This is a genomic window from Thalassobellus sediminis (assembly GCF_044386045.1).
Taxonomy (GTDB): Bacteria; Bacteroidota; Bacteroidia; order Flavobacteriales; family Flavobacteriaceae; genus Thalassobellus; species Thalassobellus sediminis.
The window spans coordinates 1994773-2017814 of record NZ_JBISCD010000040.1; the positions used below are offsets into that span (position 1 = coordinate 1994773).

At 29.8% G+C, this 23042-nt stretch carries 24 protein-coding genes; 16 read left to right on the plus strand and 8 right to left on the minus strand.

Going from position 1 to position 23042, the window contains the following annotated elements:
* The first annotated feature begins 1 nt into the window (after position 1).
* The 6 genes from ACH5TW_RS15320 to ACH5TW_RS15345 all read left to right on the plus strand — a co-directional run bounded on the left by ACH5TW_RS15320 (position 2) and on the right by ACH5TW_RS15345 (position 7049).
* The gene (locus ACH5TW_RS15320; RefSeq protein ID WP_439337374.1) at positions 2 to 997 is read left to right on the plus strand and encodes a glycosyltransferase family 2 protein; all 996 of its coding nucleotides are present in this window, start codon (positions 2 to 4) and stop codon (positions 995 to 997) included.
* Positions 994 to 2115, plus strand: a complete 1122-nt coding sequence (locus ACH5TW_RS15325) for a glycosyltransferase family 4 protein (RefSeq protein ID WP_439337375.1) — start codon at positions 994 to 996, stop codon at positions 2113 to 2115. The genes ACH5TW_RS15320 and ACH5TW_RS15325 overlap by 4 nt, the downstream gene beginning before the upstream one ends.
* The gene (locus ACH5TW_RS15330; RefSeq protein ID WP_439337376.1) at positions 2112 to 3188 is read left to right on the plus strand and encodes a glycosyltransferase; all 1077 of its coding nucleotides are present in this window, start codon (positions 2112 to 2114) and stop codon (positions 3186 to 3188) included. The genes ACH5TW_RS15325 and ACH5TW_RS15330 overlap by 4 nt, the downstream gene beginning before the upstream one ends.
* Positions 3185 to 4546, plus strand: coding sequence for an O-antigen ligase family protein (locus tag ACH5TW_RS15335; RefSeq protein ID WP_439337377.1), 1362 nt, complete (start codon positions 3185 to 3187; stop codon positions 4544 to 4546). Before ACH5TW_RS15330 ends, ACH5TW_RS15335 begins: the two co-directional genes overlap by 4 nt.
* 38 nt (positions 4547 to 4584) lie before the next feature.
* A complete protein-coding gene (locus tag ACH5TW_RS15340; RefSeq protein WP_439337378.1) occupies positions 4585 to 5595 on the plus strand; it encodes a glycosyltransferase family 4 protein in 1011 nt (336 codons plus the stop codon).
* A gap of 62 nt (positions 5596 to 5657) precedes the next feature.
* Complete coding sequence (locus ACH5TW_RS15345; protein WP_439337379.1) at positions 5658 to 7049, plus strand: sugar transferase; 1392 nt, start codon at positions 5658 to 5660, stop codon at positions 7047 to 7049.
* A 5-nt stretch (positions 7050 to 7054) separates the two neighbouring features.
* Here the strand turns inward: ACH5TW_RS15345 and ACH5TW_RS15350 are convergent, their stop codons facing one another.
* Positions 7055 to 8227 (minus strand): lipoprotein N-acyltransferase Lnb domain-containing protein, encoded by a 1173-nt coding sequence (locus tag ACH5TW_RS15350; RefSeq protein WP_439337380.1) that lies wholly within the window; start codon positions 8225 to 8227, stop codon positions 7055 to 7057.
* A 9-nt stretch (positions 8228 to 8236) separates the two neighbouring features.
* Positions 8237 to 9307 carry a putative type IX sorting system protein PorV2 gene (locus tag ACH5TW_RS15355; protein ID WP_500691799.1) on the minus strand — a complete coding sequence of 357 codons (1071 nt, stop codon included), beginning with the start codon at positions 9305 to 9307 and terminating at the stop codon, positions 8237 to 8239.
* A 126-nt stretch (positions 9308 to 9433) separates the two neighbouring features.
* On the opposite strand from ACH5TW_RS15355, the gene ACH5TW_RS15360 reads away from it, so the two are divergent.
* From ACH5TW_RS15360 to ACH5TW_RS15375, 4 genes are all read left to right on the plus strand, one after another.
* On the plus strand, positions 9434 to 10159 hold the full coding sequence (locus tag ACH5TW_RS15360; RefSeq protein ID WP_439337381.1) for a CDP-alcohol phosphatidyltransferase family protein: 726 nt from the start codon (positions 9434 to 9436) through the stop codon (positions 10157 to 10159).
* Positions 10160 to 10164: 5 nt separating this feature from the next.
* A complete protein-coding gene (locus tag ACH5TW_RS15365) occupies positions 10165 to 10974 on the plus strand; it encodes a TerC family protein (protein WP_439337382.1) in 810 nt (269 codons plus the stop codon).
* A gap of 11 nt (positions 10975 to 10985) precedes the next feature.
* Positions 10986 to 11582: an LURP-one-related family protein gene (locus tag ACH5TW_RS15370; protein WP_439337383.1), complete on the plus strand. Its 597-nt coding sequence runs from the start codon at positions 10986 to 10988 to the stop codon at positions 11580 to 11582.
* An 84-nt stretch (positions 11583 to 11666) separates the two neighbouring features.
* A complete protein-coding gene (locus ACH5TW_RS15375; protein WP_439337384.1) occupies positions 11667 to 11999 on the plus strand; it encodes a hypothetical protein in 333 nt (110 codons plus the stop codon).
* A gap of 9 nt (positions 12000 to 12008) precedes the next feature.
* On the opposite strand, the gene lptB is transcribed toward ACH5TW_RS15375, so the two are convergent.
* The 3 genes from lptB to ACH5TW_RS15390 all read right to left on the minus strand — a co-directional run bounded on the left by lptB (position 12009) and on the right by ACH5TW_RS15390 (position 14613).
* Complete coding sequence (gene lptB, locus ACH5TW_RS15380) at positions 12009 to 12749, minus strand: LPS export ABC transporter ATP-binding protein (RefSeq protein ID WP_439337385.1); 741 nt, start codon at positions 12747 to 12749, stop codon at positions 12009 to 12011.
* Positions 12750 to 12823: 74 nt separating this feature from the next.
* Positions 12824 to 13648 (minus strand): twin-arginine translocase subunit TatC, encoded by an 825-nt coding sequence (gene tatC, locus ACH5TW_RS15385; protein ID WP_439337386.1) that lies wholly within the window; start codon positions 13646 to 13648, stop codon positions 12824 to 12826.
* Complete coding sequence (locus ACH5TW_RS15390) at positions 13648 to 14613, minus strand: KpsF/GutQ family sugar-phosphate isomerase (protein ID WP_439337387.1); 966 nt, start codon at positions 14611 to 14613, stop codon at positions 13648 to 13650. The genes tatC and ACH5TW_RS15390 overlap by 1 nt, the downstream gene beginning before the upstream one ends.
* Before the next feature lie 208 nt (positions 14614 to 14821).
* Here ACH5TW_RS15390 and ACH5TW_RS15395 point away from each other — a divergent pair, with 208 nt between their 5' ends.
* The 5 genes from ACH5TW_RS15395 (at position 14822) to ACH5TW_RS15415 (ending at position 19636) form a co-directional block, all read left to right on the plus strand.
* Positions 14822 to 17026 carry a RecQ family ATP-dependent DNA helicase gene (locus ACH5TW_RS15395; protein ID WP_439337388.1) on the plus strand — a complete coding sequence of 735 codons (2205 nt, stop codon included), beginning with the start codon at positions 14822 to 14824 and terminating at the stop codon, positions 17024 to 17026.
* A 69-nt stretch (positions 17027 to 17095) separates the two neighbouring features.
* The gene (locus ACH5TW_RS15400) at positions 17096 to 18028 is read left to right on the plus strand and encodes a peptidylprolyl isomerase (RefSeq protein WP_439337389.1); all 933 of its coding nucleotides are present in this window, start codon (positions 17096 to 17098) and stop codon (positions 18026 to 18028) included.
* Between the two features lie 126 nt (positions 18029 to 18154).
* The gene (locus ACH5TW_RS15405) at positions 18155 to 18577 is read left to right on the plus strand and encodes a hypothetical protein (protein ID WP_439337390.1); all 423 of its coding nucleotides are present in this window, start codon (positions 18155 to 18157) and stop codon (positions 18575 to 18577) included.
* 20 nt (positions 18578 to 18597) lie between these two features.
* The gene (locus ACH5TW_RS15410; protein ID WP_439337391.1) at positions 18598 to 19143 is read left to right on the plus strand and encodes a YfiT family bacillithiol transferase; all 546 of its coding nucleotides are present in this window, start codon (positions 18598 to 18600) and stop codon (positions 19141 to 19143) included.
* A 10-nt stretch (positions 19144 to 19153) separates the two neighbouring features.
* A complete protein-coding gene (locus ACH5TW_RS15415) occupies positions 19154 to 19636 on the plus strand; it encodes a GNAT family N-acetyltransferase (protein ID WP_439337392.1) in 483 nt (160 codons plus the stop codon).
* Here ACH5TW_RS15415 and ACH5TW_RS15420 read toward each other — a convergent pair whose 3' ends face one another.
* A complete protein-coding gene (locus ACH5TW_RS15420) occupies positions 19637 to 20191 on the minus strand; it encodes a thioredoxin family protein (RefSeq protein ID WP_439337393.1) in 555 nt (184 codons plus the stop codon).
* 46 nt (positions 20192 to 20237) lie between these two features.
* Here ACH5TW_RS15420 and ACH5TW_RS15425 point away from each other — a divergent pair, with 46 nt between their 5' ends.
* Positions 20238 to 20573: a tRNA-binding protein gene (locus ACH5TW_RS15425; RefSeq protein ID WP_439337394.1), complete on the plus strand. Its 336-nt coding sequence runs from the start codon at positions 20238 to 20240 to the stop codon at positions 20571 to 20573.
* 84 nt (positions 20574 to 20657) lie between these two features.
* On the opposite strand, the gene ACH5TW_RS15430 is transcribed toward ACH5TW_RS15425, so the two are convergent.
* A complete protein-coding gene (locus ACH5TW_RS15430; RefSeq protein WP_439337395.1) occupies positions 20658 to 21044 on the minus strand; it encodes a PUR family DNA/RNA-binding protein in 387 nt (128 codons plus the stop codon).
* 164 nt (positions 21045 to 21208) lie between these two features.
* Complete coding sequence (locus tag ACH5TW_RS15435) at positions 21209 to 22969, minus strand: ABC transporter ATP-binding protein (protein WP_439337396.1); 1761 nt, start codon at positions 22967 to 22969, stop codon at positions 21209 to 21211.
* Between the last annotated feature and the right edge of the window lie 73 nt (positions 22970 to 23042).

Sequence of the window (23042 nt, forward strand, 5' to 3'; positions counted from 1 at the left end):
GATGAACTTTTCACTAATTATATGTACTTACATGCGTCCAAAACCTCTGCTCAAGTTGTTGCAGTCGGTTAAGGAGCAAACCTTGTATCCTAATGAAGTTTTAATAATTGATGGATCAACCAATAATGAAACTAAATTGGTTTTAAATGAAAATTCTTTTAAAAATTTAAAATATAAAAAGGTTGATGAACTAAATAGAGGATTAACCAAACAGCGTAATTTTGGGATTAATTTAGTTTCAGAAACATCAGAAATAGTTTGTTTTTTAGATGATGATATTGTTTTAGATTCAAATTATTTTGAAGCCTTAATAAAAACGTATTCAAAAAAAACAGAAGCCTTAGCAGTAGGAGGATATATTGTCAATGAAATTAATTGGGTGAAATCTGATGAAAAAAATAATAGATCAAAGTTTTATTATGATGGTTGGATGCGGGAAGAACCGTCACGATTTAAAATAAGGCGTATATTTAGTTTGTTGCCAGACGTTGCCCCTGGATTTATGCCCACGTTTTCTCATGGGCGCTCTATTAGTTTTTTGCCTCCATCAGGAAAGATATATGAGGTAGAGCAAATTATGGGGGGGGTTGCTTCTTATAGAAAAGAAATTTTCAATACTTTTAAATTTTCAACTTATTTTGAAGGTTACGGATTATATGAAGATGCCGATTTTTCTTTAAGGTTAGCAAAAATTGGAAAGCTTTATGTGAATACAAATGCTCAATTAGCTCATTATCATGACGGATCTGGACGTCCTAATAAATATAACTACGGGAAAATGGTTGTTAGAAATGGTTGGTATGTTTGGCGTATAAAACATCCAACTCCTTCAATTAAAGCCAGATTAAAATGGCACGCTACTGTAGTATTACTTACTAAAATTAGACTTGTTAATATAGTAACAACTTCAAATAGAAAAGAAGCTTTTACAGAAAGTTTAGGACGTATTGTTGGTTGGTTTTCGCTTATCTTTAAGGCACCGAAAATAGAAAAATGAAGTTTTTAATTATATCTCATGCCTTACATAAAACTAAAGATGCTGCTGTATTTAGTTACGCACCTTATGTTCGTGAAATGAATATATGGTTAAAATATGTTGATGAGGTTGAAGTTATAGCGCCACTAGAAAGTGTAGAAGTTTCTAAAATAGACATGGCATATAAGCACCCAAAAATGGTGCTAACAGATATTTCTGCTATCGAATTTACATCTGTTAAAAATGTTTTTTTATCTGTAATTAAACTTCCAAAAATTATTTTTAAAATTTTTAAAGCTTGTCGTAAAGCAGATCATATTCATTTGCGATGCCCAGGAAATATAGGGTTATTAGGCTGTTTGGTTCAAATAGGTTTTCCAAATAAAATAAAAACGGCTAAATATGCTGGTAATTGGGAACCTAAAGCAAAGCAACCATTAAGTTATAAAGTTCAAAAACGAATTTTAAGTAATACGTTTTTAACAAAAAACATGCAAGTTTTGGTGTATGGCAATTGGAAAAATCAAACTAAAAATATCAAATCCTTTTTTACAGCAACTTATACAAATTCTGAAATTGAAAAACCGATAATAAGAGATTATTCAGGAAAATTAAGATTTGTTTTCGCGGGGAGTTTAGTAGAAGGAAAACGTCCGTTATTAGCCATTCAAGTTATTGAAGCACTAAACAAACAAGGAAAAGAAGTTGTTCTAGATTTATTTGGAGATGGTGTTTTAAGAGAGGCATTGCAGAATTACATTACGATTAATAAATTAGAAAATTTTGTTATTTTACATGGAAATCAAACAAAAGAAATTATTAAATCGGCATTAAAAACAGCCCATTTTTCAATATTACCATCAAAATCTGAAGGCTGGCCAAAAGCGATTGCAGAAGCCATGTTTTTTGGAGTGATACCAATTGGAACCAGAATTTCTTGTGTGCCAAATATGTTAGGTTATGGTGATAGAGGTATTTTAGTTGAACCAGAATTCCCAGAAGCATTAGCTAATATTGCTAAGGTTTTAAGTGATTTTTCATTGTTAGAAACCATGTCGATAAAGGCTTCAAATTGGTCGCAAAGTTATACCTTAGATCTTTTTGAGGAAGAAATTTCTAAATTGTTAATGCATTCATGAGGGTTTTACAATTAATAGATTCATTACATGCAGGAGGGGCAGAGCGAGTAGCTGTAAATTTAGCAAATGGATTGTCTAATAAAATAGATAAATCATTTTTGTGTACTACACGACAAGAAGGTATATTAAAAGAAAGTATTGTAAGTAAGGTAGGATACTTGTTTTTAAATAAAACAAAAACGATAGATATTAGAGCCATATACAAATTAAGAAATTTTATTGTAGAAAAAAAAATTGAAATACTCCATGCACATTCTAGCTCTTTTTTTTTAGCAATTATTATTAAAATAGTGCTTCCAAAGCTTGTAGTTATATGGCATGATCATTATGGGGAAAGTGAGTTTCTAGATAAACGTCCGAAATTTGTTCTAAAATGTTGTTCAAAATTGTTTAGTCATATTTTTGTAGTTAATTCGAAGTTAGAAAGATGGTCTAAAGAAATGCTTTATTGTAAATCGGTTAATTATTTATCCAATTTCCCAGTTAATAATAATAAAGGTGTCTTAACAAATTTAAACGGGGAAAAAAGTAAAAGAATTATTTGTTTAGCAAATTTAAGACCCCAAAAAGACCATATAAATCTTTTAAAGGCTTTTAAAGTTGTCTGGAATACAAATAAGAATTGGACGCTACATATAGTGGGACATGATTTTAAAGATGAGTATTCGTTAAATATTAAAAATTTTATAAAAGATAATAGCTTAGAAAACAATGTATATGTTTATGGAAGTTGTTCGGATATTTCTAATATTTTAAACCAGAGTGATATAGGTGTTTTGGCTTCAAAATCAGAAGGTTTACCTTTGTCGTTATTAGAATATGGCTTAGCAGGATTAGCAACTATAGCTACGAATGTGGGAGATTGCAATAAAGTAATTTCTAATGATGTAGAAGGTATTTTAATTCCTTCAAATAATACTGATGCTTTAGTAAATGCTTTGTTTAAATATATCAATAATACTGATTTAAGACTTGAGTCTGGACAATGTTTACAAGCAAAGGTTAATGCATCTTTTTCTCAATTAACAATATTAAATTCAATGATAGAAATTTACAAAAAGCATCAACTATGAAGTTGTCTCTGTACTATAAACTTCTTGTTTTTCATATAGTTTTAGCTATTGGTGTTTTTGTATTTAAGCCTTTGGCTTTAGCTTATTTTCTGTTTATTACTGTTTTTTTTAGTTATAAAATATTAATGACATCTAAAAAGAATAAAACCTTTTATGTGCTATTAGCATGTGCCTACATAGTTGGAATTGAAGTTTTTTTAAGGATGAATGGTGGTACAGTATTTTATGAAGCAAGTAAATATTTAGTTATTGTATTTGTTGTTTTAGGATTGTTAAGTAATAGCTTTTCAAATCAAGCCATAATTTATTTGATTTATATATTACTACTAATACCTGGAATTTTTGTTGCGGTAACTCAAATGGGATTTGAATCGGATATTAGAAGAGCTATTGCTTTTAATTTAAGTGGGCCTATTTGTTTAGGAATCTCAGCATTTTATTGTTACAAACGGAGTATAAGCTTTAATAAGATTAGAATAATATTATTAGCTTTTTTGTTTCCGCTTATTAGTATGGCTGTATATTTGGTTTTATATACACCAAATTTACAAGAGATTATAACTAGTACAGGTTCTAATTTTGATGCTTCTGGAGGTTTTGGTCCTAATCAAGTATCAACAGTTTTAGGGTTAGGTGTATTTGTGTTATCAATACGCTTTTTTATGTCTAGAGAATTGTTCTATTATAGAGTTATCGATTTGCTATTGTTTGCATTATTAGGGTTTAGAGCATTGGTTACATTTAGTAGAGGGGGAGTTATCACTGCCACTATAATGATTGTCTTTTTTTTAGCTATATATTATTTAAAGGTTAATTTAAAAACGAAATTTCGCATAAAATTTTCATTATTTATTTTCTTAACGATAGTGGTAGTTACTTGGATGGTTAGCTCTATTCAAACTAGTGGGTTTTTAGATAAACGTTATGCGAATCAAGATGCTGCAGGAAGAGAAAAGGAAGATGTAACAACAGGAAGAACTGATTTGTTAGCTTTTGAAATAGGAGAATTTGTTGATAATCCTTTTTTAGGTATTGGTGTAGGTAAAGTAAAAGAAGCACGTTTAGATGAAACAGGTGTTGCAGCAGCATCACATAATGAAATGAGTCGTATAGTTGCAGAGCATGGTTTGTTTGGTGTGTTTGCTTTTTTAATATTATTATTAGTACCATTAGTATATAGGATTAAAAATAGAAATAATATTTTCTTTTATTCTTTTTATTTGTTTTGGTTACTAACTATTAATCATTCCGCAATGCGGATTGCTGCTCCTGCTTTTATTTACGGACTTTGTTTATTAAATATTACTTATGAAACATCTAAAACTAAATCATCATACCCCAAAAAAGTAATTAAATAGATGCTAATGTGGCCATTAAAAAAAAATGATATAAAAACATGATAAAAATCCTGTATATAGGAAATCAATTATCTCAAAAAGGTAAAACAGAAACAACTATTGATACTTTAAGTAAATCGTTAAAGTTAGAAGGCTATCATGTTTTAACTGCTTCAAAAATTAATAATAAAGTATTGCGCTTACTTGATATGCTATTTCATATTTTTAAATATAGAAAGTTAGTACATTATGTTTTAATTGATACTTACAGCACACAAAATTTTTATTACGCCTATTTATGTAGTCAGTTATGTCGATTTTTAAAGTTAAAATACATTCCAATTTTGCATGGAGGTAATTTACCAATGAGGTTACAAAAAAATCCAAAGTTAAGCCAGAAGATATTTAATAATGCTTACAAAAATATTACACCTTCAGAATATATTCAGTCTGAGTTTAAAAAGCAGGGCTTTAATAATTTATTATGTATTCCTAATTCTATAGAACTTAAAAACTATTCTTTTAAAGAAAGGGTTTTTGATAAACCGAAACTCCTTTGGGTGCGTTCTTTTTCAGAAATTTATAATCCATTATTGGCAATAGATGTTTTAAGTCTGTTACTTAAAGAAGGATTTGAAGCATCATTATGTATGGTTGGCCCTGAAAATGACGGTTCTCTTAAAAAAGCAAAAGAACATGCGCTTAAATTAAATATAGATGTTCAGTTTACAGGTAAACTATCTAAGAAAGAATGGATTCATTTATCTAAGAGTCATAATGTTTTTATTAATACCACAAATTTTGATAATATGCCAGTAAGTGTAATTGAAGCTATGGCATTAGGGTTACCAATTGTTTCTACTTTTGTTGGTGGGATGCCTTTTTTAATAGATCATAAAAAAGAAGGCATATTAGTTGATCCAAATAATATAAATGAGTTTTTCAAGGCATTAAAAGATATATTTGATAATACAGAAGATACTATTACAAGAGTTTTAAAAGCTAGAGAAAAAGTTGAAAATTATGATTGGGAAGTCGTTAAACAAAAATGGTTTAGTGTTTTGCAATGATATTTGGTTTTAGTTGAATTAACTTACTATATTTACAGTCTCTCAAAAAAAGCTCTTCGATAATGTCTAAAAAAGGGATTCATTTCAACATTTCCGAGCGTAAAGTGTTATTGCGTGTATTCGATATTGTTTCAATACTTCTTGTATTATACTTTGTAAGTAACACATTTGATTTTGTTTATTTTACAATTAATAAAGAAAACTGGAGGTGGGTATTTGTATTAATTCTATATATATCTTTATTCGGAACTATTTTTGAACTTTATGATTTACAAAAATCTAGTCGATTAGAAAAAGTAATAGCCAATATTATATTAACGGCATCGGTTACTGTTTTGTTTTATTTTTTAACACCATTTTTCACTCCTATTTTACCCGATAACAGATTACAAATTCTTTATTTTTATTTTGCGATATTGTGCGCTTTATTTTTTTGGCGATTAGCTTATATAACTTTTATAGTATCTCCCCGTTTTTATAAAAAGGTGTTAATAGTTGGTGAAACATCTAATATACAAACTATTGTAAAGGCGTTCAAAGGTGCAGATCCTAATTATAAAATAGTTGGTTTTATAAATTGTGAAGTAAGAAAATCGGCGAAGATTAAGTTTAAAGGAATAGTTGAATATAACCCTAAGCAAATTTATCAAGTTATAAAAGATGAAAATATATCTGAAATTGTTATTGCTAGTTATAATTCAGAATCGATAACTCAAGAAATTTATAAAGATCTTATAACCCTATTAGAAGGCGGCTTTTCAATAAAAGAATACACGCAGGTTTATGAAGATATGACTTACAGAGTACCAGTACAATTTGTTGGAAAAGATTTTTATAAATATTTCCCATTTAGTAGAAGTAATCAAAACAAAATGTATCAATTTTTTCACCGTTTTTTTGATGTTGTTATTTCTTTTTTAGGAGTTTTATGTGGGATAATCTTATTACCTTTTGTTTTTTTAGGTAATTTAATAGGTAACACAGGACCTCTGTTTTATTATCAAGAGCGTATAGGTAAAAACGGTAATCTTTTTAAAATTATTAAGTTTAGAACAATGGTAACTAATGCTGAAAAGAATGGAGCCGTTTGGGCAAAAAAGAATGATATTAGAATAACACCTTTTGGGAAGTTTTTAAGAAATTCTAGATTAGATGAAGTACCTCAGTTTTTAAATATTCTAAAAGGTGATATGAGTTTAATTGGTCCAAGACCAGAGCGACCTTATTTTGTTAGAGAACTATCACAAACCCTTCCTTTTTATGAAACTAGGCATATTATCAAACCTGGTTTAACGGGGTGGGCACAGGTAAACACTAGATACGGTTCTTCTGTAGATGATAGCTTGTTAAAACTTCAGTATGATTTATATTATATTAAACATAAAAGCTTTTTTCTAGATATTAATATCCTTATAAAAACAATTAGTACAATAATTTTCTTTAGAGGACAATAATTAAATTATTGTTTGTTGTAATGTTTTATTAAAAAAAGATATCTAATAAATAAGGCTATTAATAATGGTATTAACCCAATAGCGAATACTTGTACTCCCATGCACCAATGTAAGGTTAGTAAGCATAAAAGAATAACTAATAATTTCAAGTATTTTATAAACCAAATACTGATTCTCTTTTTGAAAAATTGACCTATAACAAAAAGGTTAATAGCACAAGCCCAAAGTAAGTTGTAGTTTTGGTGGGTGCCTTTGTGGTCGGTAGCAAACCAAAGGAGTAAAATAAGGATGCCAATAAGTCCAGTAATACTAAACAGAGTGATATCTAACCATTTACTTTGTCTGTTGTTTTTATAGTCTTTATAAGTGATAAAGATGATAAAGAAGCCAATAACACCAAAAATGAATAACGGACTCGTAAAAAAAGAATCTGTTTTTATGGTTTCTTTTTGAGTGTAAAGTGTTTTACTAGTTTTTACTAGCGGTGTATTTCCATTGTTTATTGTAGCTACTTCAAAGAATTGATATATGTTTTCTGGTAAAAACATATACTCTTCAGGAGTTGCTTTTTTATCAATTACAGATCCTAAAGCCACATCAATACCTATGCTTCCCCAAGAATTCCTGGTAACGTTTTCATATATTAAAGATCTAAACGTTTTTTCTTCATAATTTATAGGAAGTTTGAACTCAATGGTGTTGTTTACTGCGATTTTGGTAACATCTTTAATTTTAGTAGCACAATTATCAAAAAAGAATTCATATAAATAATTTCTATTTTCAGGTTTGTAATTATTAACTAAAAACTTAAAAAGCTTTTGTTTTTCAACATCTGAAAAGTTTAAAATTTGTTCTTTAACAGACCGATTTTGTTTTATGTAAAAACTTAGAAAGTCATAATAATTACTAGCTCCTAATGAATAATCTAATTTACCTCTTGCAAAATTTAAGTAGAAATTTGGTGCTTCAAAATCGAATCGACCATAATCATAGGTTTTATCCAAATTATTTAGCGGGTCTTTTATTCTAAAAGCACTATGTCCAAACGCATCATTTAATAAAGCACCAGGTCCAATAGTAAGTACACTTATTTCAGCTTCGTTAGATAATGCATTTTGTTGTGCATTTGTTATTTTAATAACTAATAAAAGAAATAATACAAGAAGAGTCTTTTTCATAATTAATTATTACCGAAAGATACTTAAATCTACTTTTAAAGAAAATACATTAGAATATAAAGCCACACTTTGATCGCCTATATCTGTAAAAGCATAATCTATTTGAATGCCATTATATTTAAACCCCAATCCAAAGCTAGGTTGAAAGCTTAATTGCTCGGTATTATCTATTTGTAATTCATTTTGAAAGTTACCTAAACCGGCACGTAAATAAACCATGTCTATATAGCCAAATTCAAAACCTAAAGCAGTATTAACACTTGCAAATGACGATGAAATGATATCATTGTTTTCTTCAAATCTTACATTTAAATTTACAGATGTTAAAAGGGTGTAATCGTAGTTGAAATCTACTAATTTAGAAATACCAATTTGTAATTTAGGAATGGTGATTTCAGTAGTTTCTGGAAGTTCTTGGTTTTGGCCTTCTACCGCGTTTTGTACTTTAGCAAATTCTGTTTCATCTATAGCCCAAGCGTTAAAAGTTGTTGTTATATCGCGTGCCATGATTCCGAATTTCCAATCGTTTTCAGTTTCAAACTGAATACCTAAATCGAAACCAAATCCCCAAGACGATGCAAAATCCCCAATAATACGTCTAATAACTTTCGCATTTACACCGTAATTAAGCCCTTGAACAGGAAGCTCTCTTGCATAAGAAAATGTAAGTCCGTAATCGGCAGTAGAGAACAGGCTAATTCTATCGTAATTAATATTACCTTGTTCATCAATAAGTTGTGTGGTATTTAAAATATCATCAACTGCAAAGCGAATTAATGAAACACCAATAGCACTTCTGTCATCCAAAGGCATGGCATAAGCTGCGTAATCATAATTAGCAATATTAGCAAAGTAGCTAGAATGCATTAAAGCTAATTGATTGTCTTCAAGTTTTAGTAACCCTGCAGGGTTCCAGTAACCAGAATTTACATCGGCAGAATGAGAAGTCACAGCACTACTCATACCTAGAGCTGCAGCATCAACACCAATATTCATAAACTCATTAGAGTATTTTCTAGCGGTTTGACTAAATATTGATATTGATATTATATAAAATAATACCGTTATAAAAGGTTTCAATCGCAATTTTTTTACAAAGATGCACATAATTTACAATCTTTAAAACTTCAAATTGTAATAGATATTGTTTAATACTTGTTTTAGACGTAAATTGTTTATTATTTTTACAAAAACAAATTTCAAAATATGAAGCAATATATTCCGAATGCATTAACTCTTTTGAATCTTTTCTGTGGATGTATTGCTGTTCTTTTTGCTGTTAATAACAATTTTATAACTGCATCATTATTTGTGTTTTTAGGTGTTTTTTTCGATTTCTTTGATGGTTTTGCAGCACGTAAACTAAATGTACAGAGCGAGTTAGGAGTACAGTTAGATTCGCTTGCAGATATGGTTACTAGCGGATTAGTGCCAGGTATTGTGATGTATAAGTTATTAGAAATTGTAGAATCAGATTGGGGAGAAGTAGATTTATCTGAAGGTTTTGCATTGCCTCTTGTTCCGCTTTTAGGTTTAATAATTACCTTAGCATCAGCATACCGGTTAGCTAAATTTAATATTGATACAGAACAGCAAAATTATTTTAAAGGTTTGCCTACCCCTGCAAACACTTTACTTATAGTTTCATTTCCATTAATAATAGAATTTCAAAATAGCGATGTTATAAATGCCATAATTCTTAATAAATGGTTTTTACTAAGTGTAACAATATTGAGCTGTTGGCTACTAAATAGTAATATTAAATTATTTGCATTAAAATTTAAAGATTGGGGGTTTAAAGCTAATGCTACCCGTTACATCTTTGTAATTTTATGTTTGGTATCGTTAATAGTTTTACAATTTGCAGCTATTCCATTAATTATAGTTTTATACATATTCATGTCTGTTTTAGACAATTTAACTTCTAAATAATAATCATGCTCGAAATTATTTTTACACTATTTATGCTCGTTTTGTTACAAGCTGTTTTAGGATTTGACAACCTTTTATATATCTCTTTAGAATCAAAAAAAGCACCTGAGCTTGATAGAAAAAGAGTAAGAAAAGTGGGGATTCTTATTGCTATTGCTTTAAGAATTGTGTTGTTGTTTGTGTTAGTATCTATCATTGATTTTTTTCAAGATCCATTTTCTTTTTTATCAGGAGAGATTAAAGATGTTGCAAGTTTTGCTTTTAATGGTCATAGCATAATAGTATTAGCAGGAGGAGCCTTTATTATTTATACAGCAATAAAAGAGATTTGGCATATGATTTCTAAACACGATTTAAGTGATGCCGTTGGAGACGATGGAAAAGGTGCTAAAACTTCAAATGCAGTAATTTTTAGTATTGTTTTAATGAACCTTGTGTTTTCTTTTGATTCTATATTGGCAGCCATTGGTTTAACTAGTGAAATAGATAATGCTACAACTGCGTTTATAGTTATGGCAATTGCTATTGTAATTAGTGGTTTACTTATGCTGTTTTTAGCCGATAAAATTTCAGAATTCTTAACTAAAAATAGAATGTATGAAGTACTTGGTTTATTTATTTTGTTTATTGTAGGTATTATGTTGGTAACAGAAGGTGGGCATTTAGCACATTTAAAGTTATTTGGAGAGCCAATAGAATCTATGAGTAAAACAACCTTCTACTTCGTAATAGCTATTTTGGTAATTACGGATGTTGTTCAAGGGCGCTATCAAAAGAAGTTATTAAAAGAACAGTCTCAAGAATCTCATAAGTAACCTTAGTTTATATGCAAGACATTAAATATCCAGTAAACTTTAAATTTAATATTGGTACTCTAGCTAACGATTTTACGGCAAAAGATTCTTTAGGAATTACAATAGCCTTTGTAAAGCAGAAAATGTTTAAACTAAAAGAAGATGTTCTAGTTTATAATGACGAAAGTAAGCAACATATACAATATAGAATTAAAGCAGATAGATGGATTGATTTTTCTGCAGCATATAGTATAAAAGATAAAGACGGTAAAGAAATAGGTAAAGTTGCTAGAAAAGGATGGAAATCTATTTGGAAAGCCGAGTATGAGTTGATAGATCAGCATCAAAAACTTCAATATCATATTAGAGAAGATAATGCATGGGTTAAAGTACTTGACTCTTTAATTGGAGAAATTCCAGTTTTAAGTTTTTTTACAGGCTATCTTTTTAATCCAAGTTATAGTGTACTTGATTTAAATGATAAACCTATTGTAAGGTTGAAAAAAGAACCTTCTTTCTTCGGAAGAAAATTTGAATTATCCAAACTTAATGATATCGATTCTGATGATGAAGAACGTGTTATTTTAGGATTAATGATGATGGTGCTTTTAGAAAGAAGAAAGGGGTAATGTTTTTAGTTTTTGTGGTGAGATCATGAATATATTGCAGTTGATTAAAAAAAATCTTTATAAGAGTAGAGGTTTGAAAGAATTATGAATAAAGTTAGAACATCTTATCTCATAATCATAGTTAAATGTTTTGTTGGGCTTTTAGTAGGTGTTTTGTGTTATTATATTTATAATTATAGAATAGTAAATGAACGTTTAAAAACAGTTATAGTTACTGTTGAAAACATAAAATGTCAGGATATTTCGGAGAATGGTTATAAAAGTGATTTAAAAGTAAATTATAAAGACTGCATCTATACGTTGAAAACTAATTGGGTTATTTGTGAATCAGTTAAAAGTAAGGATACAATTATTCTTTATTTTGACGAAGTAGATAATAAAATGTATAGTATAAACGAATTTTTTTATTATCATTAAATCATAATTTTAATCGCGAATTTTCTTTTTACGCAGCTCAAAATTCTGACCTAAATATACTTTACGTACCATTTCATCATTGGCCAGTTCTTCAGGTTTCCCAGCTTTAAGAATACTTCCTTCAAACATAAGATAGGTTCTATCTGTAATAGCAAGCGTTTCTTGTACGTTATGGTCTGTAATAAGAATACCAATGTTCTTTTTGGTAAGTTGTGCTACAATACGTTGAATATCTTCAACAGCAACAGGGTCTACACCTGCAAAAGGTTCATCAAGTAAAATAAAACTAGGATCGGTTGCTAAAGCACGAGCAATTTCAGTACGACGACGTTCTCCACCCGATAATAAATCGCCTCTACTTTTTCTAATATGACCTAAACCAAACTCTTCAATAAGTGATTCCATTTTATGAAGTTGCTCTTTTTTGCTCAGTTTGGTGAGTTGTAGGACACTTAAAATATTATCTTCAATACTTAGTTTTCTAAAAACCGATGCTTCTTGAGCCAAATAACCAATACCATTTTGTGCACGCTTGTACATTGGGTATTTAGTAATTTCAGTGTTATCTAAAAAAATATGACCGCCATTAGGCTTAATTAATCCAACAATCATGTAAAAGGATGTTGTTTTTCCAGCACCATTAGGTCCTAAAAGACCAACGATTTCTCCTTGTTTTACTTCAAGAGAAACATCTTTTACAACTTTACGTCCGCTGTAGGACTTCATTAAATTTTCGGCTCTTAAAATCATATTTTATATACTGAACGCTAAAAATAGTAAAATCATATACACTATTGTAGCAGATGGTTTAATTTATATTTTGTTTAACTAAGTTGTTTTTCTTTTCGTTTTTGATTTCTAATTACAATTTTAGAAATATAAATACTTACTTGATATAGAATAAGTATAGGAACAGCAACAATTACTTGACTTGCAATATCTGGTGGTGTAATAATTGCAGATAGAATTAATACGCCTACTAAAGCAAATTTTCTGTATTTACGTAAAATCTGTGGTGTAACTAAACCAACTTTTGTAAGGAAATATATGACTATAGGTAATTCGAAAATTAAACCTGAAGCTAATACAGAAGATCTTACTAACCCAATAATTGAACTTATATCTATTTGATTATCTACTTTAGTAGATATGCTGTAGTTTGCTAGGAAATTAATAGAAAGCGGAGTGATAATATAATATCCAAATAAAGCACCTAAAAAGAATAAAAGTGAACAAATAATAATGAAGCCACGAGAATGTTTTCGTTCGTTTTCATGTAAACCAGGGCTTATAAATTTCCATAGTTGATAAATAACATAAGGAAATGAAATAATAAAACCACCTAAAACTGCTGTCCATATATCTGCAGAAAACTGTCCTGCCATGGTTCTGTTTTGAAGTATCATTGGCATTTTGCTATTGCAAAAAGAGGTTTCAACATTTAAAAGCTGTCCTGTTTTGCATAAAAACTCATAAGTTGGAAAATCCATTTCTAATGGCGCAAAAACAATAGCATCAAAAACAAACCTGCTAAAAATAAATACTAAAGAACCAACAATTACTACTGCTAAACATATTCTAATTAAATGCCAACGTAAATCTTCAAGATGGTCTAAAAAAGACATCTCATTTATGTTCTTTTTTGCCATTATATAATACCTTCTTTTATTAAGTCGTGTAGGTGAACAACACCAGCATACTTGCCATTTTCTTCAACTAAAATTTGAGAAATGTCATTAGCTTCCATGATTTCTAAGGCATCAACAGCCATAGCATCAGCATTAATGCTTTTAGGATTTGTTCCCATAATATCTTTAGCTGATAGTTTAGAGAAATCATCAACTTTGGTTAACATTCTACGTAAATCACCATCGGTAATAATACCAATAATTTTTTCATCTTCAGTTACAGCAGTAACCCCAAGTCTTTTTTTAGTTATTTCTATAATAACCTCTTTTATGCTGGTATTCAAGTTTACACTTGGTTTTTCGTTTACAGAAGAAATATCTTTAACTCTTAAATAGAGTTTTTTACCTAACGCACCACCTGGGTGATATTTAGCAAAATCGTTACTAGAAAATCCACGTAATTCTAATAAACAAACAGCAAGCCCATCACCAATAACTAATTGAGCAGTTGTACTTGTGGTAGGTGCTAAATTATTTGGGCAAGCTTCTTTCTCAACATAAGAACTTAAAATAAAGTTAGCTTGCTCGCCTAAAAAAGATTCTGAATTACCCGTAATAGCAATAATTTTATTATTAGCTCTTTTTATTAAAGGAATAAGTACTTTAATTTCGGGTGTATTGCCGCTATTTGATATACAAATAACAACATCATCTTTAAGAATAAGTCCTAAATCTCCATGTATAGCTTCGGCAGCATGCATAAAAACCGAAGGTGTTCCAGTAGAATTTAAAGTGGCAACAATTTTATTTGCTATTATAGCACTTTTACCAATACCAGTAATTATAACACGTCCTTTAGAATTGTAAATTAGATTTACGGCATCTGCAAAATCATCATTTACTAGGCTTGATAAATTTAAAATGGCTTTACTTTCCATTTCAATAGTTTGCTTAGCGATTTTAATAATGGAATTTTTGCTGTTCAAAATTTATTATTTTATAATTGTTGATCCTTTTAAAGATTTTATTATCTTTAAATGTTAGTCAAATTAAATTTTTATTGTAATTTGAAATTTCGTTACAAAACTAACGAAAAAAATATGAGGGTTCTCAAAATGCACTATTAAATTGGTAATTGAAAAATCGTTTTTTTAAGGTGTATTAAACTAGTGAAAATAAATTTTTATAAAATTCATGTCAATAGCAAAAACTGATTTGCATTCTGCATTAAAAAAATATTTTGGATTTAATAAATTCAAAGGTCTTCAAGAAGGTGTTGTTGAAAGTATCATGTCTAAAAACCATACGTTTGTAATAATGCCAACTGGTGGCGGTAAGTCACTTTGTTATCAATTACCGGCGTTAATGCAAGAAGGTACAGCCATTGTAGTGTCTCCTTTAATAGCTTTGATGAAAAATCAAGTCGATGCTATTAGAGGTATTTCAAATGAAGAGGGTATAGCACACGTATTAAATTCGTCATTAAATAAAACTGAAGTTAAGCGTGTAAAAGAAGATATAGTAAATGGTGTAACCAAATTACTTTATGTGGCACCAGAATCGCTAACAAAAGAAGAGAATGTAGAGTTTTTACGTTCTGTAAAAGTGTCTTTTTTAGCTATAGATGAAGCACATTGTATTAGTGAATGGGGGCATGATTTTAGACCAGAGTATAGAAATTTACGTCATATTATAAAGCGTATAGGTGATAATATTCCAATTATTGGATTAACAGCTACAGCGACGCCCAAAGTACAAGAAGATATTATAAAAAACTTAGGTATTAATGGCGCTACTACATTTAAAGCTTCTTTTAATAGACCAAATTTGTATTATGAAGTAAGGCCTAAAACAAAAAATGTAGATGCTGATATTATTCGTTTTGTAAAACAGAATGATGGTAAATCTGGGATTGTTTATTGTCTAAGCAGAAAACGTGTTGAAGAATTAGCACAAGTGTTACAAGTTAATGGTGTAAAAGCTGTACCATATCATGCCGGTTTAGATGCAAAAACAAGATCAAGTCATCAAGATAAGTTTCTTATGGAAGATGTAGATGTTGTTGTAGCTACCATTGCATTTGGTATGGGAATAGATAAACCCGATGTTCGTTTTGTAATTCATCATGATATTCCTAAAAGTATTGAAAGTTATTATCAAGAAACCGGAAGAGCAGGACGTGATGGAGGTGAAGGACATTGTTTAGCTTATTATGCATATAAAGATATTGAAAAGCTAGAAAAATTCATGTCTGGTAAGCCAGTAGCAGAGCAAGAAATTGGACAAGCCTTATTGCAAGAAGTGGTTGCATTTGCCGAAACTTCAATTTCCAGACGTAAATTTATTTTACATTATTTTGGAGAAGAGTTTGATAATGAAACAGGAGACGGTGGCGATATGGATGATAATGTACGCCATCCTAAAAAGCAACATGAAGCCCAAGATGATGCACAGCTTTTGTTAGAAACCATTCAAAATACTAATGAGAAATATAAATCTAAAGATTTAGTTAGTGTAATTATAGGTAAAGAAAATGCGTTAATTAATTCTCATAGAACTAATGAACAACCTTTCTTCGGAAAAGGTAAAGAGAAAGATAATAAGTATTGGATGGCACTATTAAGGCAAGTATTAGTTGCAGGTTATCTTAAAAAAGATATAGAAACTTACGGTGTTATTAAATTAAATGAATCTGGAAAAGAATTCGTTAAAAAACCTCAGTCGTTTATGATGACCGAAGACCATATTTTTGAAGGCGAACAAGAAGATGGTTCTATAATTACAGCATCTAAAGGAAGTGGAGCTGTTGCAGATGAGGTTTTAATGGGGATGCTGAAAGATTTGCGTAAAAAGAATGCAAAGAAACTAGGTGTCCCACCATTTGTTATTTTTCAAGACCCATCGTTAGAAGATATGTCTTTAAAATACCCAATTAATCTTACCGAATTAGCTAATGTACATGGTGTTGGAGATGGAAAAGCCAAAAAATATGGTAAAGATTTTGTCGCATTAATTTCAAATTATGTTGATGAAAATGATATTGTGCGTCCAGATGATTTAGTTGTAAAATCTACAGGAAGTAATTCTGCTAATAAATTATATATCATTCAAAATATTGATAGAAAATTACCATTAGATGATATAGCATCTTCTAAAGGCATGTCTATGGAAGACTTTATTAAAGAAATGGAAGTTATTGTTTATTCTGGTACAAAGCTGAATATAGATTATTGGATTCAAGATATTCTAGATGAAGATCAGCAAGAAGAAATTCATGATTATTTTATGGAATCTGAGACTGATAACATTGATGCAGCAATTGAAGAGTTTGATGGCGATTATGACGATGAAGAACTTCGTTTATACCGTATCAAGTTTATTAGCGAAGTAGCAAACTAAACTTTACACTTCTAACTTCGTACTTCACACTTTGTTTTATATCTTTGCAGCTACTTAAAAATTAGAACAATGCAAGACGGTTTATACGCAAAATTTAATACAACAAAAGGAGAAATTCTTGTAGCTTTAGAATATCAAAAAACACCAGGTACAGTAGGTCACTTTGTAGCTTTAGCTGAAGGAAACTTAGAAAACAAGGTTAAACCTCAAGGAACACCATATTATAATGGTTTAAAGTTTCATAGAGTAATTCCAGATTTTATGATTCAAGGTGGTTGTCCACTTGGAACAGGAACTGGAGATCCAGGACATAAATTTGATGATGAGTTTCATCCAGATTTAAAACACGACGGACCTGGTGTTCTTTCTATGGCAAATGCAGGACCAGGAACTAATGGAAGTCAGTTTTTTATAACGCATGTTGAAACTGCTTGGTTAGATAATAAACATACTGTTTTTGGTAAAGTACAATCAGGGCAAGATGTTGTTGACGCTATTGCTCAAGGCGATCTTATTGATACTTTAGACATTTTAAGATTTGGAGCTGATGCTGAAGCTTTTAATGCTGTTGAAGCTTTTAGAACTTTTGAAGGTTCTAGAGAAGCAAAATTAGCAGAAGCAAAAGCTGCAGCCGAAGCAGCTTTAGAAAAAATTGCTTCTGGTTTTAATAAAACAGATAGTGGTTTACGCTATCAAATTATTCAAGAAGGTTCTGGTGTAAAAGCCGAAAAAGGAAAAACAGTATCTGTACATTATAAAGGACAATTAACTGATGGAACCGTGTTTGATTCATCATACAAACGTAATCAACCAATCGATTTTCAATTAGGTGTTGGACAAGTTATTCCAGGTTGGGATGAAGGTGTAGGTTTATTAAAAATAGGAGATAAAGCTCGTTTTGTAATCCCTAGTCATTTAGCTTACGGAAGTGCTGGTGCTGGAGGCGTAATTCCACCAGATGCTACTTTAATTTTTGATGTAGAGTTAATGAATGTAAAATAACATTCAGGGAAAATATACTTTTTAAAAGCACTCAATTATTGGGTGCTTTTTGGTTACATAAACTAAGTAATACTTTGTTTATCGATTATATTTTTTTAATAGTTCTTTATCAAATATTTTTAAAGTATGGTAAGTGTAAAAAATACGTATATATATTCAGAAATTATAAAAGAGTTTAATTACCCCTTCGGAGATATATTTATTTTTGATGGATTTATTATTTCAGAAATAAATAGAGGTGTTGTTTTTAATTGGGACAATCATGGTAAAATAATAACAGAAGATATCTCTTGTTTTTTAGGAACTAATGGTAACGATTTAGTATATATTTCTAACAGGATTAATTCTTATTCTTTAGTTGCTTCAGATTGGTTAAAGTTTTTTAAACATAGCTACTTTTTAAAATCGTATTTGGTAGTATCTACTGATAAGATTAAAACTTTAAATTCTATGATTGAAAGCTTGTTTTTTAAAGATAGAATTAAGCGTTTTAATAGTTTGTATGCTGCAATAAATTTTGTTAGAAAAGGAGTTCTTGAAGTTGCCTAACAATTTCTATATTTGTTTTTATGACAGAGAAAGAACTACAGTTACTTAAATATCCAATAGGTCAATTTGATTGCCCAACAAATATTTCTAAAGAGCATATTGCAAGTTGGATTTCCATTTTAGAGCATTTTCCTGATAAGTTAGAAAATCTTGTTAAAGATTTAACCAACGAACAGTTGGATACAGTTTATAGACCTGGAGGCTGGGCAATAAGACAAGTCGTACATCACTTGTCAGATAGTCATCATCATAGCTATACACGTTTTAAATGGGCTTTAACAGAAGGTAAACCTGTTATTAAAGCATATCATGAAGAACGATGGGCCGAATTAATAGATTCTAAAATAGCACCAATAGAGATGTCTTTATTGCATTTAAAAGCTATTCACACTAAGCTAGTGTATTTGCTTAAAACGTTCAATGAGTCTGATTTAAATAGATGTTTTATACATCCTGAAACGAATAGCGAAGTTTTATTAAGTTTTAATATTGGAAATTATGCATGGCATAGCAGCCATCATTATGCACATATAGAAAATGTGCTAAAACGTAATAATTGGATTTAAATATTTGTTTATGATTAGAAAGGTTCATATAGATGATGCACAAGAACTTCTAAATATTTATAATTATTATGTTTTAAATACGGTAATAACTTTTGATTTAGAGGTTTCAAAATTAAATTCTTTTACTAAAAAAATAATAGATATTAAAGCAGAATTTCCTTTTATTGTTTATCAGGAAGCGGGTGAAATTTTAGGATATGCCTATGGAAGTAAGTTTAGAGCAAGACCTGCTTATAACTATACTGTAGAAACTACAGTTTATGTAAAACATGGAGCACACGGAAAACAAATTGGAACAAAGCTATATAAAGAGTTGTTAAAGCTATTAAAGCAAAGTCATTTTCATATAGCTTTAGGAGTGTTAACTATTCCTAATGAGCCAAGTATTAAATTACATGAAAAGTTTGGTTTTAATCAAGTGGCTCATTTAAAAGAAGCTGGATTAAAATTTGGTAAATGGCATGATATAGGATTTTGGCAATTAAAATTTTAATTACTTCCATTTTATATTACAACCAATACTAGGTTTTTGAATGGCTGTGTTTTCTTTGTCTTCAATTATACAATCTAGAGCATGTTTTAAATCGTTGCCAGTTACAGGGAGTCCGTTTCCTGGTCTAGAGTCGTCTAATTGTCCTCTATAAATAAGTTTTAGTTCTTTATTAAAAAGATATAAATCTGGCGTGCAAGCCGCATCATAAGCTTTTGCAACTTCTTGATATTGATCATATAAATAAGGAAAAGGGTAACCTTCATTTTTAGCTAGAACTTTCATTTTTTCAGGGCTATCTTGTGGATAGTTGACAACATCGTTACTAGAAATAGCTATAAATTGAATGCCCTTTAGCCTATAATCATTGGCAATTTCTACTATTTTTGAATTTATATGAATTACAAACGGACAATGGTTACATATAAACATAATAACAGTACCTGTACTTCCTTTTAGTTGTTGAAGCGATAAAATACTGTCAGATACGGTGTCCAACAAATTAAAATCGGGTGCTTGGGTTCCTAAAGGAATCATATTTGAAGGAGTGTTTGCCATAATAAGAATTTTTAACAAAGTTCGTGATTATTTGTATTTTTAGGCAATGAACGATACAATAACTTTCGAAGATTTTACAAAAGTAGATTTACGAGTAGGAACCATTTTAGAAGTGAATGATTTTCCTGAAGCACGCAATCCAGCATACCAACTAATTATTGATTTTGGAGATTTAGAAATAAAAAAAACATCGGCTCAAATAACAACGCTTTATAAAAAGGAAGATTTACTTAAAAAACAAATAGTAGCTGTTGTTAATTTTCCTAAAAAGCAAATTGCTAAGTTTATGAGTGAGTGTTTGGTTTTAGGTGCCGTAAATGGAAAAGATGTTGTTTTATTAAATCCCGAGTGCAAAGTTAAAAATGGTAGTATGGTTGCATAGCTTTAATTGCAGCTAAAAACATAAAAAAATCCGCTACATTAAAATGTAACGGATTTTTAGTATAAATGAAATTATTGGATTTAATTATATATCGTCAAAATCTACATCTGTAAAACTTTCAGTTGTTTCAGTGCCTTCTGTTTCTGTAGCTATAGGTGCATTATTATACTCCTTCTTAAAGTCTTTTTGATGACGCTCACTAATCACTTCATTTCCTTTTTCATTTATAATGTAGTCTGTCATTTCTGCTAAAATCTCTTTAAATTCAGAAAAATCTTCTTTATAAATATAAATTTTATGTTTTTTATAATGAAAAGATCCATCATCGTTAGTGAATTTTTTACTTTCAGTAATTGTTAGATAATAATCTTCTGCTTTAGTAGCTCTTACATCAAAAAAATAAGTGCGTCTTCCTGCTCTTAATACTTTTGAAAAAATTTCTTCTTTCTCCATCATATCATAATTATTCATAGTGTTGTTTTGAGATTTATGCGATTAGCATTTGTATACCAAAAATCTAAAAAAAACCAATACTAACCAACAAATATTGTAGTTTCTTTTTGAAATATTACTATTTAGTGCTAAAAGCATAAAAAAAGCAAATGGAATAATTAGGTGTTTTTAATTGTCAAAATTTAATTTGAAACAGTTTCACTTAATTGTTTTAAGTAAAGGTGTTTGTAGTAACCATCTGCGTTAATAAGTGATTCATGTGTGCCTTCTTGTGCGATTTCTCCGTTATCTAAAACAATGATTTTGTCGGCATTTTTAGCCGAAGAAATTCTATGGCTTACTATAATTGTTGTTTTACCTTCAGACAATTTATTGAGGTTATTTAGTATTTTTTCCTCTGTTTCGGTATCTACTGCCGATAAGCAATCGTCAAATAATAAAATTTCAGGAGATTTTATAATGGCTCTAGCAATAGATATACGCTGTTTTTGTCCTCCAGAAAGCGTAATACCACGTTCTCCTAAAATAGTATCGTAACCATTATTAAACTTAATAATATTTTTATGGACTTGAGCGTTTTTAGCAGCTTCAATAACATTAGCATCGGTGGCATCTTCTTTTCCAAACTTGATGTTGCTTTTTATAGAATCGGAAAATAAGAAGGCATCTTGTGGGACATAACCAATAGCGTTTCTTAAACTTGTTAAGTTATGCTTGTCAATTTCTATATTATTAATGTTAATGCTGCCATTATCAATATCATAAAGTCTTCCTATTAAATCTAATACAGTAGATTTTCCGGATCCTGTTTTACCAATAATAGCAAGTGTTTCGCCTTCTTTTACACTAAAGCTAATATTGTTTAAAGCCTGAATGTTAGTATCATCATAAGTAAACGATACATTTTTAAAGCTAATATCACCTGTAATTTCAGTTTGAGTTTCAATAGTGTTTTTAATTTCTGGTTCAATTTTTAAAAACTCATTTATCCGTTTTTGTGAAGCTTCTGCTTGTTGTACAATAGAAGTTACCCAACCTACAGTTGCTACTGGCCATGTAAGCATGTTTACGTACATAATAAATTCTGCAATAGTACCGAGGCTTTCAATCTCCCCATTAATATATTGCATGCCACCTATGTAAATAACTAATAAGTTACTAATACCTATAAGAAGTATCATCATAGGGAAAAACCAAGCCTGTACTTTTGCTAAGCTAATTTGTTTTTCTTTACTAGTAGCTGCTAATTCGTTAAATTTTGTAGATGTTAAAGGCTCAATACCATAAGCTTTAATAACTGAAATACCACTAAAAGACTCTTGTGTATAAGTTGATAACTTTGATAAATATTGCTGAACAATAGTACTTCTTTGATGTATTTCTTTACTTAATTTATAAATTACTATAGATAGAATAGGTAATGGAACAATGGTGTAAAGCGCTAGTTTAGGAGCGGTATTAAACATGTAAATTAATGCTATTACAAAAAGTGTAATCGTATTTATGCTATACATAATGGCAGGACCAACATACATACGTACACGCATTACATCTTCGCTTATCCGATTCATTAAATCGCCTGTTCTATTTTTTTTGTAAAAATTTAAAGAAAGCTTTTGGTACTGGGCATAAATCTCGTTTTTTAAATCGTATTCTATATATCGAGACACGTTTATAATGGCTTGTCTCATAAAAAAAGTAAGAATACCTCCAACAATGGCAGCACCAATAATGTAAAGTATAATTAGGGCTAGTTCACTTTCAATAGTTGCTCCTTGGGTAACATCTCCTGCTTTATATTTTTCTACTACCACAAAAATTTCTCTAACCAATCGTGGTGTAAAAAGCAAAAATATTCGAGCAACAATTGTGATAACAATACCTGTTAAAAGGTGCACCTTGTATTTTAAAAAATATTTATTTAGATGTTTTAATTCTTTCATTAATAAATTTAGAGATTCACTTTTATGTATAAAAAAATGTGAGAGCACAAATATAAAGGTTTATAACAAAACA

What these genes read in the sequence shown, in the direction of transcription:
- ACH5TW_RS15320 (WP_439337374.1), top strand. Translation starts at nt 2, where the DNA reads ATGAACTTTTCACTAATTATATGTACTTACATGCGTCCAAAACCTCTG.
- ACH5TW_RS15325 (WP_439337375.1), top strand. Translation starts at nt 994, where the DNA reads ATGAAGTTTTTAATTATATCTCATGCCTTACATAAAACTAAAGATGCT.
- ACH5TW_RS15330 (WP_439337376.1), top strand. Translation starts at nt 2,112, where the DNA reads ATGAGGGTTTTACAATTAATAGATTCATTACATGCAGGAGGGGCAGAG.
- ACH5TW_RS15335 (WP_439337377.1), top strand. Translation starts at nt 3,185, where the DNA reads ATGAAGTTGTCTCTGTACTATAAACTTCTTGTTTTTCATATAGTTTTA.
- ACH5TW_RS15340 (WP_439337378.1), top strand. Translation starts at nt 4,585, where the DNA reads ATGATAAAAATCCTGTATATAGGAAATCAATTATCTCAAAAAGGTAAA.
- ACH5TW_RS15345 (WP_439337379.1), top strand. Translation starts at nt 5,658, where the DNA reads ATGTCTAAAAAAGGGATTCATTTCAACATTTCCGAGCGTAAAGTGTTA.
- ACH5TW_RS15350 (WP_439337380.1), bottom strand. Translation starts at nt 8,227, where the DNA reads ATGAAAAAGACTCTTCTTGTATTATTTCTTTTATTAGTTATTAAAATA.
- ACH5TW_RS15360 (WP_439337381.1), top strand. Translation starts at nt 9,434, where the DNA reads ATGAAGCAATATATTCCGAATGCATTAACTCTTTTGAATCTTTTCTGT.
- ACH5TW_RS15365 (WP_439337382.1), top strand. Translation starts at nt 10,165, where the DNA reads ATGCTCGAAATTATTTTTACACTATTTATGCTCGTTTTGTTACAAGCT.
- ACH5TW_RS15370 (WP_439337383.1), top strand. Translation starts at nt 10,986, where the DNA reads ATGCAAGACATTAAATATCCAGTAAACTTTAAATTTAATATTGGTACT.
- ACH5TW_RS15375 (WP_439337384.1), top strand. Translation starts at nt 11,667, where the DNA reads ATGAATAAAGTTAGAACATCTTATCTCATAATCATAGTTAAATGTTTT.
- lptB (WP_439337385.1), bottom strand. Translation starts at nt 12,749, where the DNA reads ATGATTTTAAGAGCCGAAAATTTAATGAAGTCCTACAGCGGACGTAAA.
- tatC (WP_439337386.1), bottom strand. Translation starts at nt 13,648, where the DNA reads ATGGCAAAAAAGAACATAAATGAGATGTCTTTTTTAGACCATCTTGAA.
- ACH5TW_RS15395 (WP_439337388.1), top strand. Translation starts at nt 14,822, where the DNA reads ATGTCAATAGCAAAAACTGATTTGCATTCTGCATTAAAAAAATATTTT.
- ACH5TW_RS15400 (WP_439337389.1), top strand. Translation starts at nt 17,096, where the DNA reads ATGCAAGACGGTTTATACGCAAAATTTAATACAACAAAAGGAGAAATT.
- ACH5TW_RS15405 (WP_439337390.1), top strand. Translation starts at nt 18,155, where the DNA reads ATGGTAAGTGTAAAAAATACGTATATATATTCAGAAATTATAAAAGAG.
- ACH5TW_RS15410 (WP_439337391.1), top strand. Translation starts at nt 18,598, where the DNA reads ATGACAGAGAAAGAACTACAGTTACTTAAATATCCAATAGGTCAATTT.
- ACH5TW_RS15415 (WP_439337392.1), top strand. Translation starts at nt 19,154, where the DNA reads ATGATTAGAAAGGTTCATATAGATGATGCACAAGAACTTCTAAATATT.
- ACH5TW_RS15420 (WP_439337393.1), bottom strand. Translation starts at nt 20,191, where the DNA reads ATGGCAAACACTCCTTCAAATATGATTCCTTTAGGAACCCAAGCACCC.
- ACH5TW_RS15425 (WP_439337394.1), top strand. Translation starts at nt 20,238, where the DNA reads ATGAACGATACAATAACTTTCGAAGATTTTACAAAAGTAGATTTACGA.
- ACH5TW_RS15430 (WP_439337395.1), bottom strand. Translation starts at nt 21,044, where the DNA reads ATGAATAATTATGATATGATGGAGAAAGAAGAAATTTTTTCAAAAGTA.
- ACH5TW_RS15435 (WP_439337396.1), bottom strand. Translation starts at nt 22,969, where the DNA reads ATGAAAGAATTAAAACATCTAAATAAATATTTTTTAAAATACAAGGTG.